The organism is Paraburkholderia acidiphila (assembly GCF_009789655.1).
Classification (GTDB): domain Bacteria; phylum Pseudomonadota; class Gammaproteobacteria; order Burkholderiales; family Burkholderiaceae; genus Paraburkholderia; species Paraburkholderia acidiphila.
Genome location: NZ_CP046910.1, coordinates 414,518 through 427,306 on the forward strand (window position 1 = coordinate 414,518; position 12,789 = coordinate 427,306).

The 12,789-nt window shown below is 67.8% G+C and carries 12 protein-coding genes; 9 read left to right on the plus strand and 3 right to left on the minus strand.

Annotated features, from left to right (window positions below; genetic code table 11):
- Positions 1–50 precede the first annotated feature (50 nt).
- Complete coding sequence (locus FAZ97_RS16320) at positions 51–239, minus strand: hypothetical protein (protein ID WP_158759501.1); 189 nt, start codon at positions 237–239, stop codon at positions 51–53.
- On the opposite strand from FAZ97_RS16320, the gene prpR reads away from it, so the two are divergent.
- Positions 238–2,292 (plus strand): propionate catabolism operon regulatory protein PrpR, encoded by a 2,055-nt coding sequence (prpR, locus tag FAZ97_RS16325; RefSeq protein ID WP_158759502.1) that lies wholly within the window; start codon positions 238–240, stop codon positions 2,290–2,292. The genes FAZ97_RS16320 and prpR overlap by 2 nt on opposite strands.
- 7 nt (positions 2,293–2,299) lie before the next feature.
- On the opposite strand, the gene FAZ97_RS16330 is transcribed toward prpR, so the two are convergent.
- Entirely contained in the window at positions 2,300–2,692 is a 393-nt protein-coding gene (locus FAZ97_RS16330) for a thioredoxin domain-containing protein (protein WP_158759503.1), read from the minus strand.
- Between the two features lie 208 nt (positions 2,693–2,900).
- Here FAZ97_RS16330 and FAZ97_RS16335 point away from each other — a divergent pair, with 208 nt between their 5' ends.
- Positions 2,901–3,518 carry a DNA-3-methyladenine glycosylase gene (locus FAZ97_RS16335; protein WP_158760953.1) on the plus strand — a complete coding sequence of 206 codons (618 nt, stop codon included), beginning with the start codon at positions 2,901–2,903 and terminating at the stop codon, positions 3,516–3,518.
- Positions 3,519–3,737: 219 nt separating this feature from the next.
- Positions 3,738–4,085 (plus strand): DUF4148 domain-containing protein, encoded by a 348-nt coding sequence (locus FAZ97_RS16340; RefSeq protein WP_158759504.1) that lies wholly within the window; start codon positions 3,738–3,740, stop codon positions 4,083–4,085.
- 418 nt (positions 4,086–4,503) lie between these two features.
- On the opposite strand, the gene FAZ97_RS16345 is transcribed toward FAZ97_RS16340, so the two are convergent.
- Positions 4,504–4,947: a CBS domain-containing protein gene (locus FAZ97_RS16345; protein ID WP_158759505.1), complete on the minus strand. Its 444-nt coding sequence runs from the start codon at positions 4,945–4,947 to the stop codon at positions 4,504–4,506.
- Between the two features lie 308 nt (positions 4,948–5,255).
- On the opposite strand from FAZ97_RS16345, the gene ribA reads away from it, so the two are divergent.
- From ribA to FAZ97_RS16375, 6 genes are all read left to right on the plus strand, one after another.
- Complete coding sequence (ribA, locus tag FAZ97_RS16350; RefSeq protein WP_158759506.1) at positions 5,256–5,903, plus strand: GTP cyclohydrolase II; 648 nt, start codon at positions 5,256–5,258, stop codon at positions 5,901–5,903.
- A gap of 65 nt (positions 5,904–5,968) precedes the next feature.
- The gene (locus tag FAZ97_RS16355) at positions 5,969–6,823 is read left to right on the plus strand and encodes an SH3 domain-containing protein (protein WP_233271773.1); all 855 of its coding nucleotides are present in this window, start codon (positions 5,969–5,971) and stop codon (positions 6,821–6,823) included.
- Positions 6,824–7,577: 754 nt separating this feature from the next.
- Complete coding sequence (locus FAZ97_RS16360) at positions 7,578–7,964, plus strand: hypothetical protein (protein WP_199272139.1); 387 nt, start codon at positions 7,578–7,580, stop codon at positions 7,962–7,964.
- Between the two features lie 253 nt (positions 7,965–8,217).
- The gene (locus tag FAZ97_RS16365) at positions 8,218–8,916 is read left to right on the plus strand and encodes a response regulator transcription factor (RefSeq protein WP_158759507.1); all 699 of its coding nucleotides are present in this window, start codon (positions 8,218–8,220) and stop codon (positions 8,914–8,916) included.
- On the plus strand, positions 8,913–10,361 hold the full coding sequence (locus tag FAZ97_RS16370; RefSeq protein WP_158759508.1) for a FecR domain-containing protein: 1,449 nt from the start codon (positions 8,913–8,915) through the stop codon (positions 10,359–10,361). Before FAZ97_RS16365 ends, FAZ97_RS16370 begins: the two co-directional genes overlap by 4 nt.
- Positions 10,362–10,372: 11 nt before the next feature.
- Entirely contained in the window at positions 10,373–12,784 is a 2,412-nt protein-coding gene (locus FAZ97_RS16375; protein WP_158759509.1) for a CHASE2 domain-containing protein, read from the plus strand.
- The last annotated feature ends 5 nt before the right edge of the window (positions 12,785–12,789 follow it).

Below are 12,789 nucleotides of genomic sequence, written 5' to 3' on the forward strand. Positions count from 1 at the left end.
TGAATCGCCGACCCATACTGCAGATAGCGTGCCAGCTCTGTGCAAAGTGGCTAACGCATTGATTTTCCGATGAATTCGCCGAACCACATTGCAGTCCCTGATTTCTTCGATGAAATCGCGATTTCAAAAATGAAATCGACGCGCGATAATGCGAAATCGGGCTGACGGCCGGCTTTCGGCCAAAGTGGCCGGACTCCGGGCGCCAGGGCCGCGCCGTTGGACGCATCGTTGGACATCATGAACCGCTTTCCTGCTCCCGCTTCCTCCCCTATCCGCCCGCGTGTGTGGGCCATGGGCATCAGCCGCCTGCGCGATCTCTTTCGCGACATCGCCCGCGAATACGACGAACTCGCGGACCTGCGCGTGGTGCCGCGCGGCTTCGAGGAAGCCGTGGCCGAAATCGCCGCGGCGGGGCCCAACCAGCGGCCCGATGTGGTGGTGGCGGCGGGCTCGAACGGCACCTACCTGAAGGCGCGCATCGACGTGCCCGTGGTGCTCGTGCAGCCCACCGGCTTCGACGTGATGCAGGCGCTGGCCCGCGCGCGGCGCGAAGCCGATCTCGTCGCGCTCGTCACCTATGGCGAGACGCCGGTGGAAGTGCGCCGCTTTGCCAGCGCCTACGGCATCGACGTGGTGTTCGGCCAGTACCGCACGGTCCAGGACGCCGAAGCCTGCGTACTCGACCTGCGCGACCGGGGCGTGGGCGCGGTCGTGGGGCCCGGCCTCGTCAACGATCTCGCGGCCCGGCTCGGGCTCGTGCCGTTTTTCGTCTACTCGCGGCCATCGGTGCGAGCGGCCTTCGACAACGCGCTGGATCTCGTGCAGGCCACCTGGCGCGAAACGCAGCGTCGCCAGCGCCTCGACAGCGTGCTGCAGCATCTGCGCGATGGCGTGGTCGCGCTCGACGCGCGCGGGCGCGTGGAGGCGATCAACCAGCGCCTCGCGGCCGTGCTCGACATCGATCCGGCGGCGGCGGCGGGGCAGTCGCTCGCGGCGCTTGCGCCCGACATCGCTTTCTCGCTGCCCGATGCCGATGGCGAATCGCTCGAGACCGTGCGCGGCGTGAGCTATGTCGTGCATCGCGGGCCGCTCGTCGACAACGGCGTGACGACGGGCGCCGTGCTCACGTTCCAGGAATCGCGCGCGGTGGAGCGGCTCGACCGCACGCTGCGCTCGCGTCAGCGCACCCAGCAGTTCGTCGCGCGCTATCGCCTCGATGACCTGAGCGGCGCAACGCCCGGCATCGAGCGCGTGCGCCAGCTTGCGCGGCGCTATGCGAGGTCGGACGCCACGGTGCTGATACGCGGCGAGAGCGGCACCGGCAAGGAGATGATCGCGCAGGGCATTCATCGCGAGAGTCCGCGGCGCGATTTTCCGTTCGTCGCCATGAATTGCGGCGCGTTTCCGGAGGCGCTGCTGGAGAGCGAGCTGTTCGGCTACGAGGAGGGCGCGTTCACGGGCGCGCGGCGCGGCGGCAAGGTAGGGCTCATCGAGGCGGCGCACCGCGGCACGCTCTTTCTCGACGAAATCGGCGAGATGCCGTTGCCTTTGCAAAGCCGCCTGCTGCGCGTGCTGCAGGAGCGCGAGGTGGTGCGTCTTGGCGCCACGGAGCCCACGCGCGTGGATGTGCGCGTGGTCGCCGCCACGCACCGCGCGCTCACCGAGCAGATCGAGGCGGGCGAGTTTCGCGCGGACCTCTTCTATCGCCTGAACATTCTCAATCTCGCCATTCCGCCGCTGCGCGAGCGCAGCGCCGATATCGCGCTGCTGGCGAGCGAACTGCTGTTTCAGGCCTCGCGCCGCGAACCGCGCGTGGCCGTGCGCATCCGCACGCCCGAAGACGCGGCGCGCACGCTTGCGCTCGTGAGCGACGCGCTCGCGCGGCACGCATGGCCCGGCAACGTGCGCGAGTTGCAGAACGTGGTCGAGCGGATGGTGGTGGAGCTGGCCGATTCGGAAGAGGACGTGCTGACGCCGGACGTGCTGCGTTCGATCGCACCGGAGCTGTTCGAATCGCGCCGCGCGGCGAGCGGCGCGGCAGCGACGGCGGCGATCGCTGCGGAGGGCGCGCTCACGTTGCGCGAGCGCAGCCTCAATACCGAAGCCGACGAAATCCGCGCCGCGCTCGACGCCTGCAACGGCGACCGCGACCGCGCGTGCGAGATGCTCGGCATCAGCAAGACGACGCTCTGGCGGCGCCTCTCGGCCGCGAAGGGCAAGCGCGGTAGCGCAGTGGCCGAGCCAACCGAGCCAACTGGGGCAACGGCGCCTCGCAAGGCGCCGCGCGGCTGAATCGCGCTCAGTTCTTCAGCGCGTTGAGCAGCGGCGCCACCGTCCCGTGCAAATGCAGGATCTCGGGACTCGCCTGCAACAAGGCCTGATAGCGTTCGTAGAATTCCGCCGATTCCTCGCCGGAAAATAGCGCGGCTACTCCTTCCGCCGCGCCGATGCGATCTTCGGGGCTCGCGTCCTTGGCGTCGAGCGTTTCGTCGACGTTGGCGATCACCGTCGAGAGCGGCATGAGCCAGCGAAACCCCGAGCCGTTGATGAGCACCTGCAGGAAGGCCGCCGGCGTGACCGGCCCGAACTCGCGTTCGTACTCCTTGCGCTCGTGGTCGAGAATCGCCTTGTGCAGCGTGAGCAGCGGCTTGCGCACGTTGGAGAGAAATTGAATTGCGCTTTGTTCGTTCATCTTGCGGCTCCTTCTGTGGCGCTCGCCGGGCCGTGACGAATCGTCGAACGGCGCGCGCCGGATCATGAGGTCGCGCGAACCGTTCGCGCAGAGATGCGGACGATGGTAGCGCAATGACCGGCCGCGCGGGGCCAGGCGGTAGGTGGCGCGGCGCTACACTCTGCCGGTCCGCGAAAATGCATTGTCCGACCGACCTGAGAACGCTTCGATGACGATGACGATCCTGCCGTTGCGCCGCGATGACCTGCCGCTCGATACCGCCGAGCTGGCGCGCTTCATGGTCGGCAAATATCTCGTGCGCGACCTGGCGCGCGGGCGCATGGCCGGGCGGTTCGTCGAAGTCGAAGCGTATCCGGTGGGCGACTCCACGAGCTACGCCTTTATCGGACGGCGGCCCTATAACGCCGCGATGTTTCTCGAGCGCGGTCATGCGCACGTGCGGCTGACCTACGGCAGCGCATGGATGTTCAACATGTCGAGCGAAGCCGTGGACGTGGGCGCGGGCATTCTGTTTCGCGCGCTCGAGCCGCTCGAAGGTATCGGCGCGATGGAGGCGCTGCGCCCCGGCGTCCCGCTGCGCGACCTCGCGCGCGGGCCGGGGCGGCTCTCGCAGGCGTTCGGCATTGCGGCGGCCTTCGACGGCGTCGACCTGTGCGGCGGGCGCGGGCTCTGGATCGGCCGCGTCGAAGAACCCAGGCGGCCGGTGGGCGTGACGACGCGTATCGGGCTCTCGCGGGAGATGGACCGGCCACTGCGCTTCTACGAATTGGGCAGCCGGTTCGTGAGCGGGCCGCGCAAGCTGCTGGATGGCGGTGTCGCCCCATGATGACTTGCGCGCGCGCCGCAGCAGGGCCCGCGGGAAACGCCGCGCCGCAAGCCGCGCGCAGGGGAACGCATGCGCGCGGCATTGTTGCTTGGGTTGAAAGTGTATTTTCTCAAATTAAGGGTTTCCCCTGGTCGCTCGTCTCAATAAACTGAAATCACTGGTTTGGCGGTGCGTCCAGACACCGCCGCCGGCATAAAACAAGTGATGGAGGTAATGACCATGAAGTCCCGTACCCTGATTCAAGCTGCATTCGTCGCCGCCCTCGTGGCTTCCCCGGCCCTTTCGTTTGCCCAGGTGCAAAACAACGGTCCGGTCACGCGCGCCGAAGTGAAGTCCGAACTGATCCAGCTCGAGAAGGCCGGCTACAACCCGGCTACCGCCAACGACGCGACGTATCCGGCCGACATCCAGGCCGCTGAAGCCCGCGTGAACCAGCAGGAAGGCCTGGCGCAAGCGCAAACGCCGGCAGCGGAAACGAGCGGCTATGGCCCGTCGACCTCGGGTTCGGCGCAGTCGGGCCAACCGGCCACGATGCGCCCGTCGCAGTCGGTGTACTTCGGCAACTAAGCGGGCACCTTAGCGGGCGATCAGGCGGGTAGCTGAGCGGATAACCGGGTTTTGGCTCCCTGGCAGGGCGCCAAAACCCGGGTAGAGCGCACGCCACCAACGGCCGCCGCTCAGACACCGGCGCCAGGCGACGTCGACCGGCCACAGATGGCCGTTCCCGCGCAAGCCGGTGCCCGGGCGCTTCGAGCAAGCCCAGACGCCCGCGCAAGATGACCCGGCAGCGCCCCCACCCAGCAAGGCTCCCAACCGATACCGGCAAGCGCGGACACCGTTGTGCCGCGCAGCACGCCGCCGCGCAAACCCTTTGCGCGACTTTTCATACGTGGAACCTCCGCCGCCGAAAGGTGGCTTCGCCCAACCCCGTCGGGATTGGGCGCTTTTTTGCATCTGGCGGTTTGGAGACGGCGGGACCTTGACGTCAGGCGCCCGGCCCGCCGGTGATGTAGTGCTCGAGCTGCTCGATCGTGAACTTCTGCTCGGCGATGATTTCCTTCACCAGGTCGCCGATCGACACCATGCCCACAAGCTTGCCGCCGTCCATGACGGGCAGGTGGCGCATGCGCCGCTCGGTCATGAGCGCCATGCAGTCGTAGGTGGTCTGCTGCGGTTCGACGAAGCGCACGTGCGTGCTCATGATGTCGCGCACGGCGGTTGTTTTCGACGACCGGTCCATCAGCACGATCTTGCGCGCGTAGTCACGCTCCGTGACGATGCCGGCGATCGCTGGACCGTCGGTTACGAGCAGCGCGCCGATCTGTTTGTCGGCCATCAGGCGGATGGCGTTGTAGACGGAATCGGAGGCTTCGATCGTGTACACCACCTGTTCCGTCTTCGATTTGAGTACCTGTGCAACGCTTGTCATAGGGCGACCCCTCTTCGTCCTTCTGGTTATCCAGTCATTGCGCGGCGCGGCAGGCCGGGTGGGTTGCCCGTCAAGCCATTGGAAAGCCATTTCAGTATAGGCGGATGGCGTGCCGCGCGTCGTCGGGGTATGCGCGGGGTCGCACCATTTATGCCGGGGGCATGCGGCGCGGCCAGGCCGCTCCCCGGGCGGCCACCGGAGCCGCCACCCAAGCGCGGCGCGGCGGGGTGGCGCAAATGGCGGTAAACTCCGGTTCCGAACTTCAACCCGGCCCCGTGCCGGTTTTTGCCAGTTTCTTGCTCCAGATCATGCCTACGCTTCCTGAGTCGTCCTGTGCGGACGGCGACAACGCCAACGAATGCGTCGTGCTTGACGCGACTGCCACGCTGCCGACCCGCTACGGCACGTTCGAGTCCTATGTCTACCGGGTGAAGGACGGCGGCGCCGAGCATCTCGCGCTCGTCATGGGCGACGTGGGCAGCGGCGAGCCCACGCTGACGCGGCTTCACTCCGAATGCCTGACCGGCGACGTGTTCGGCTCCTACCGCTGCGACTGCGGCGAGCAGCTCGACCTCGCGCTGCGCTATATCGCGGCCGAAGGCCGCGGCGTGCTGCTCTACCTGCGTGGCCACGAAGGCCGGGGCATCGGTCTGTCGAACAAGATCCGCGCATACCAGCTGCAGCAGCAAGGCCGCGACACCGTCGAGGCGAATCTCGATCTCGGCCTGCCCGACGACGCGCGCGAATACGATTCGGCGGCGGCGATCCTGCGTCTGCTGAAAGTGTCGTCGGTGCGGCTCATGAGCAACAATCCGAAGAAGTTCGACACGCTCAGGCAGCATGGCCTCCCCGTCATCGAGCGCGTGGCGCTCGCGATCCCGATGCGCGAGGAAAACGAACGATATATCCGCACCAAGCAGGTCAAGTTCGGACATTACTTCGAAGAAAACGAGTAACCCGCTGCGAACAGCGGGCACGAGAATTGCGCAGTCACAAACCAAATGAGCTGGAACAGGGAGAAATGATGTCCAAGCGCCTCAAGACGACGCGCGTGCGCGCGCTCGCGTCTGCGCTCGCCAGCGCGGGCCTCGTCATCGGCCTCGCGCTTGCCTCGGCCAACGCCAGCGCGCAAACCGCGGCCTACACGAGCGAACCCGTGGATCTGTACGCGGGGCCTTCCGGCGATTATCCAGTCGTTGCCGAACTCGCACCCGGGCAGCCCGTCACGGTGATGGGCTGCGTGAGCGACTATTCGTGGTGTGACGTCACGGTGCCCGGCCTGCGCGGCTGGGTCTACGGTGGTTATCTCAGCTATCCGTATCAGGGCAGCTACGTGCCGCTTACCAACTACGGCGCGGCGATCGGCTTGCCGATCGTGACGTTCTCGCTTGGCGCCTACTGGGGCAGTTTCTATCGCGACCGGCCGTGGTATGGCGAACAGCAGCGCTGGGAGCACGTGCCTCCGCCCGAACGCGGCCACCCGCCGATGGCGCCGGCGTGGCATGGTGCGCCGGGCCGTCCGCCCGTCAATCAGGAAGCGCCGCGCGCGCCGGGCAACATGCCGCCGCCGGGCGCGGGCCGCCCGCCGGTCAACGCAGAACCGCCACGCGCGCCCGCCAACGTGGGCCAGCCGGAGATGCGTCCGCACGAGGCGGGGCATCCGCCTGAGCAGCAGCAGTACGGTGGCCGTCCGCCGGCTGGCGCGCCTGCGCAGGGCTACGCTCGTCCGCCGGCGCCCCAGCAGCAGGGTGGCATGCGTGCGCCCGGACCCGCACCTCAACAGGGACGTCCGCCCGCGCCGCCGCAGGGTGGCCAGGGGGGCCATGCTCCGAGCCAGGGTGGCGATCGGGGCAACGACCGGCAACCCGAACACTAACCCATAGCGATTCTCTTCGCTGCAACGGCGGCGGGATCTCCATAACGGGATCTCGCCGCTGCTGTCTTCCGGTAATGGTTTAGGAATGCAAAGCAATCGATGTACTTGTGCGCGAGGTGCAGCGCTGGTCAGAAACGCGGCGGCAACCGCCTTCCTTACATCGCCTTATCGTCGTCCTGAGGATTTAACAATCCCTGACAGTAAATTCGTAGCGTCCAGGTGAGAATACGTCGTCGCGGCGAAATCAAGCACCGCCGCACGACACCAGCGCCACGCGCATCTCGCGCATGCGCCGCTGGCAACGTATTTCTGCTACGGGGGCTGGCTCGCTCGGGACTTGGCGACGCGGTCAGTAAGAGGAAGTCAGAGCGAACCCGAGTTCGCCGGATAACGCTGGGAAAACCAGTGCTTTGAGGTGGACGTGGCGATGGCGGCACGTGCCTCGTCGTGCAGGGAGGCGGCTGCGGCCCGCTGTGAAGCGTCGGGCGGTGACGCTGGCAGCGGGGCTCGCGCCGCGCACGACGATGACTGCGCTGGCGGTCCGACTCCGGGGGCGGATTCCGGAGACCACGCGGTGTTACGCACGCGGCCGTCGCCACATTTTTTCCGCACTTCTGAACGAATTCTATTTGCCGCTTCGCGTATTGCGAGCGGCTCGACGTTGTTGCGTCCGCGAAAAACGCCTGGCCGCTTCACGTGTGTTGCTCTGCCTGCTTCTCTTCTCGGGGGCTCCATGTTTTTCCGATCCGGCCGTATGCGTTTTCCACCGGGCTCGCGCGTAGAGGGCTCCGACGGTGGCGGCGAGTTCGAGCGCGTCGAGCTCGACCTAGCACGCGACCGCCACGCGCGCGCCGCAATGGAGGCTTACGCGGATTCCTGCGCGGCCGAACTTCCGTGGCTCAGCGAAGCGCTGCGTCTTTCGCGTTTCGTCGCGGCCGAGCGCCTGACACAGTGTTCGTCCACGGTGCTGCGCGTGTTTGTCACGGCGCAGTCACGCGCGGCCGTCCAGCCCGACTACGCGCACGCGGCGTGGGAGCACGTGCGCTCCCATCTGACCGCGCTGCTTGCGGGGTCGCCGTCAACCGCAGGCGAGGCGGGCAAACCCGGTTCGAACGATGGCAAATTCGACTACCATGAGTGATTAACATGAGAGCGATCTGTTCACCGAAGACGAGCGTGGCCTCGCGCTCCCGTTTTTTTCGAGACGCGGCGAAAGTAGCGGGCTTTGGCGCACGGCGCGTTGCGCGTGCTGCCAGCGCCAGGGTGGATGGGTTGCGACCTGGCGCCGGTGCGCGCAGCCGGCGGCGCCGGACGGCGGTCACGGCTGCAGCGCGTTGCGGCAGGCAGGCAGTCCATTCTGAGACGATGAATAACAAACCTGGTTGCGGGGTGCTATGAGAATTGCAGTACTGGATGACGATGCAGCGCAGACAGAATTCGTCTGCCAGGCCTTGAGCGCGGCGGGCCACGCCTGCCACGCGTTTGCCAAGGGCAGCGAGCTCGTCAGGCAGCTTCGGCGGCAGACGTTCGACCTGCTCGTGCTCGACTGGAACGTGCCCGACATGGCGGGCGACGAAGTGCTGCACTGGGTGCGGCAGAGCCTCTCCACGCGCCTGCCGGTGCTCTTCATGACGAGCCGCAGCCGCGAGGTCGACATCGCGCAAATGCTCAACGCGGGCGCCGACGACTACGTCGTCAAACCCGTCTCGGCGCCGGTGCTGATCGCCCGGGTCAATTCGCTGCTGCGCCGCGCTTATCAGCTGCACGCGCCCGCGCTCAAGGAAACCTTCGGCAAGTACGAGTTCGACCTCAAGTCGCGCCAGGCCTCGGTGAGCGGTCGCAACGTCGCGCTCACGCAGAAGGAGTTCGATCTCGCGCTGCTGCTGTTTCAGCATCTGAGCCGCCCGCTTTCGCGCGCGCATATTCTCGACGTGATCTGGAAGCAGTCCGACGACATTCCCTCGCGCACGATGGACACGCATGTTTCCATGCTGCGCTCGAAGCTCGGCCTGCGTCCCGAAAACGGCTATCGCCTCACGCCGATCTACGGCTACGGTTACCGGCTCGAGCGCATCGAGGGGGACGACGCGTGAGGGGCGCGCGTGCGGTGCGCGCCTCCGCGGCTCCGTTTTTTGCCTTCGCGCTTGCGCTCAGTTCCGTTCCTCGCAGCGCCGAGGCGCGCGAGAGCGCCCCGCGCGCGCCCGCGCAGTCGCCCGCGCAGTTGCCCGCGCAGTTGCCCGGGACGACCACTTACGTCACGCGCCCCGGCGACTCGCTCTACGACATCGCCACGCGTTATCTGCGCAATCCCGCCGACTGGAAAAAGCTCGCGAGCCTCAATCATGTGAGCGCGCCGCGCCGCCTGCAGCCCGGCACGACGCTGCGCGTGCCGGTCGCGCTGCTGCGCGAGGACGGCCTCAGCGCGAAAGTGATCGCCGCGAACGGTCCCGTGCAGCATGCGTTCCGCGCAGGCCCGCTCCTGCCGCTCGCGGTCGGTGCGAACCTCGTTGAAGGCGATCGGGTGCAGACCGGCCACGATGGCTTCGCCACGCTCGAACTGAACGACGGCTCGCATATCGCGCTGCCGCCCGATACTTCGCTCGACCTTGCCACGCTGCGTCAGACGGCGCTGACCGGCGCGACCGACCGCATCGTCGATCTCCATCGCGGCGAGGTGAGCAGCGAGGTCACGCACGCCACGAAGAAGGACGATCGCTTTCAGATCCGCTCGCCCTCCGTGGTGGCCGGCGTGCGCGGCACGCAGTTTCGCGTGAGCTACGACGGCGACAAGGGCGCGACGGCGGTCGAGGTGCTGGACGGCGCAGTGGGCGTGGATGCCGGCTCGCCGGGCCACAACGGCCGCGGCGCCGGCGTACGGCCGCCGGCACCGGGCACGCCGCTGGCCGCCTCCGAGCAGCTCGTCGCCGCGCACTACGGCAGCCTCACGCTGGCGGGCCAGCCAGCAGGCGCGCCCGTCACGCTGCTCGACGCACCTCAACTGCTGCATCCGTCCAAAGTGCAGGACGATGACGAAGTCGCCTTCGATATCGCACCCGCCGCGGGTGCGAGCGCCTATCGCGTGCAGATCGGCCGCGACGCGGGCCTGCTCGACATGATCCGCGACAAGCGCAGCGCCGACCCGCACGTATCGTTCACCGACCTCGCGGACGGCACGTACTTCGTGCGTATCTCCGCCGTCGACGCGCGCGGCCTTGAAGGCATGCCGGCGTCGTACGCGTTCGAGCGCCGGCGCGTGGCGCTCGGCGCGAGCGCCGGCCCCATAGAAGGCTCGCGCGACTTTGCGTTCCGCTGGTTCATCGACCGCAACGCGCAGAACACGCGCTTTCGCTTCGTGCTCGGCACGACGTCCGATCTGCGTGTGCCGCTCATCGATCGCACCGACATCACGGCGGGCGAGGCCGTCGTGCGCGACCTGCCGAAGGGCGTGTACTACTGGACGGTGATCGCCGAGCAGTTCGACAACGGCCATTACTACCAGAAGGCAAGTCCGGTCCAGTCGTTCAGGCTCGACTGGTGACGCAGGCGCGCATGAGCGTGAGGCCGCCCGCGCGCCTTGGCCGCTCCGTTGGACGCCGCTTCCTGTTCGAATGGGCCGGCGTGGGCTGCGCGGGTGTGATCGTGGTCGTGCTCTGCGTGCTCTGGCGGCTCACGAGCGGGGCCGACCATCTGGTCTACGATCGTTTGCTTTCCGCGCGCTCGCTGGCGGTGTCGCCCGACATCGTGCTTGTGGAGATCGACAATGCCAGCGTCGCCGCGCTCGGGCGCTGGCCCTGGCCGCGCGAGGCGCATGCGCGGCTCGTCGAGCAGCTCGCGAAGGCGGGCGCGGCAGCCGTTGTCTACGACGTGCTGTTCACCGAACCGTCGCCCGACGACGCGCACTTTGCGCAGGCGCTGCGCGCGCGTCCTGCGTTCCTTCCCATTCTGCTCACGCCTGCCGACGACACCGGGCACCGCGACGCCGTGCTACCCGTCGCACCGCTCGCGCAGGCGGCCGCCGGCGTGGGCCATATCAACCTCGAAGTCGATAGCGACGGCATCGTGCGCAGCGTCGCGCTCTTCGAAGGCGACGCGCAGCAGCGCTGGCCGCAACTGATGGTGCCGGTCTGGCGCGCGTTGCGCAGCGGCGCCGTGAAGCTCGCGCATGGCACGCCCGCCGCCGCGCAGCGCGACGACGTGCTGCACGCGGCAGCGCCCGGCACCGAATCGCGCTTCCTGATTCCGTTCAGCGCGAATTCGCTGACCTACCATAAGGTCTCGTTCGCCGATGTGGTCGAAGGCCGCGTGCCGCCCGAGCAATTGCGTGGGCATGTGGCGATCGTCGGCGTGACGGCTTCGGGGCTCTACGACCGCTTCGCCACGCCGCTCTCCGGTACGCTCGGCCCGTTGCCCGGCGTGTACGTCCACGCCGTCGTGCTCGACACGCTGCTCAACGGCACGGCCATCCAGCCTGCGCCGCCCATCATGGTCGTGCTCGTCTCGCTCGCGCCGCTGCTGCTGCTGCTGGCGGGTTTCCTCGTGCTCTCGCCGCTGCGCACGCTGCTGCTGCTCGCGCTCCTGATCGCCGTGTCGCTCGGTGCGAGCGCGGGCATGCTGCACAGCGCGCGCCTGTGGTTGCCGCCCGTGCCCGCGATCGTCGCACTGCTGGTCGTCTATCCGGTGTGGAGCTGGCGCCGTCTCGAAATGACGATGGCCTACCTGCGCAAGGAACTGCGCCAGCTTGCCGACGAACCGTACCTGCTGCCCGAAGTGCCCACCCAACGCCGCGAGTTCGCCGGCGACGCGCTCGCCCAGCAAATGGCGCTCATGGCGCAGGCCGCGCAGCGCCTGCAGGACATGCGCCGCTTCGTGTGGGACAGCCTCGATTCCGTGCCGGAGCCGATTCTCGTCGCCGATCTGCGCGGCGTCGTGCTGATCGCGAATCACGCTTCACGTGCGTATCTCGCCCGTTTGAAGGTGAGTGCCGCCGAAGGGCGCTTGATGCAGGACGTGTTCGGCGACCTCTCGCTCGTCAAGCCGATCGACCCGGCGCCCGACGCGATGGCGTTCGCGCACGCGCACTGGCCCGCGCCGCTCGACCCGGCGCGCGGCGAGTTCGCGGAGCTGATGGAGCGCGGCGTGGAAGTGCGCGCGCGCGACGGCAGCGACTACCTGCTGCGCTACGCGCGCTGCACGAACGCGCAGGGGCAGGCGGTAGGCTGGATCGCGGGTCTTGTCGACGTGACGGAGCTGCACGACGCCGAACGCCAGCGCGAGGACGCGCTGCGTCTGCTGTCGCACGACATGCGCTCGCCGCAGGCTTCGATCGTCGCGCTTGTCGAGACGGAGCGCGAGCGCGGCACGCTGGCCTCGGAGCCCGTGCGCGGCGTGATGGAGCGCATCGAGCGCTACGCGCGCCGCTCGCTCAAGCTCGCCGACGACTTCGTGCAGCTCGCGCGCGCCGAGTCCCAGGTCTATGCGCTCGAGCCCACGAGCCTCGCGGAGCTGCTGATCGACGCGAGCGACGAAGTGTGGCCGCAGGCGCGCGCGAAGCGCATCCAGATCGACACGGCGTTCGAAGGCGAGCAGATGGGCTGGATCAACGCGGACCGCTCGCTGATGACGCGCGCGCTCGTGAACGTGCTGAACAACGCGGTGAAGTACAGTCCTGCGGATACGCGTATCGTTTGCACCGTCGGGCTGGACGACCACGTTCCGCCGCGCGTGGTCTGCTCGATTCGCGATCAGGGCTACGGCATTGCGCACGAAGATCAGGCGAGGCTCTTTCAGCCGTTCCAGCGCTTTCACGCGGAGCAGCGGCCCGAGGTGAGCGGCGCGGGGCTCGGCATGGCGTTCGTGAAGACAGTCGTGACGCGCCACGGCGGCGATGTCCAGCTGGAGAGCGAGCCGGGCGAGGGCACCGTTCTGACGATGTCGCTGCCCGCGTTCGACGCGCCGGTTTAATCGCA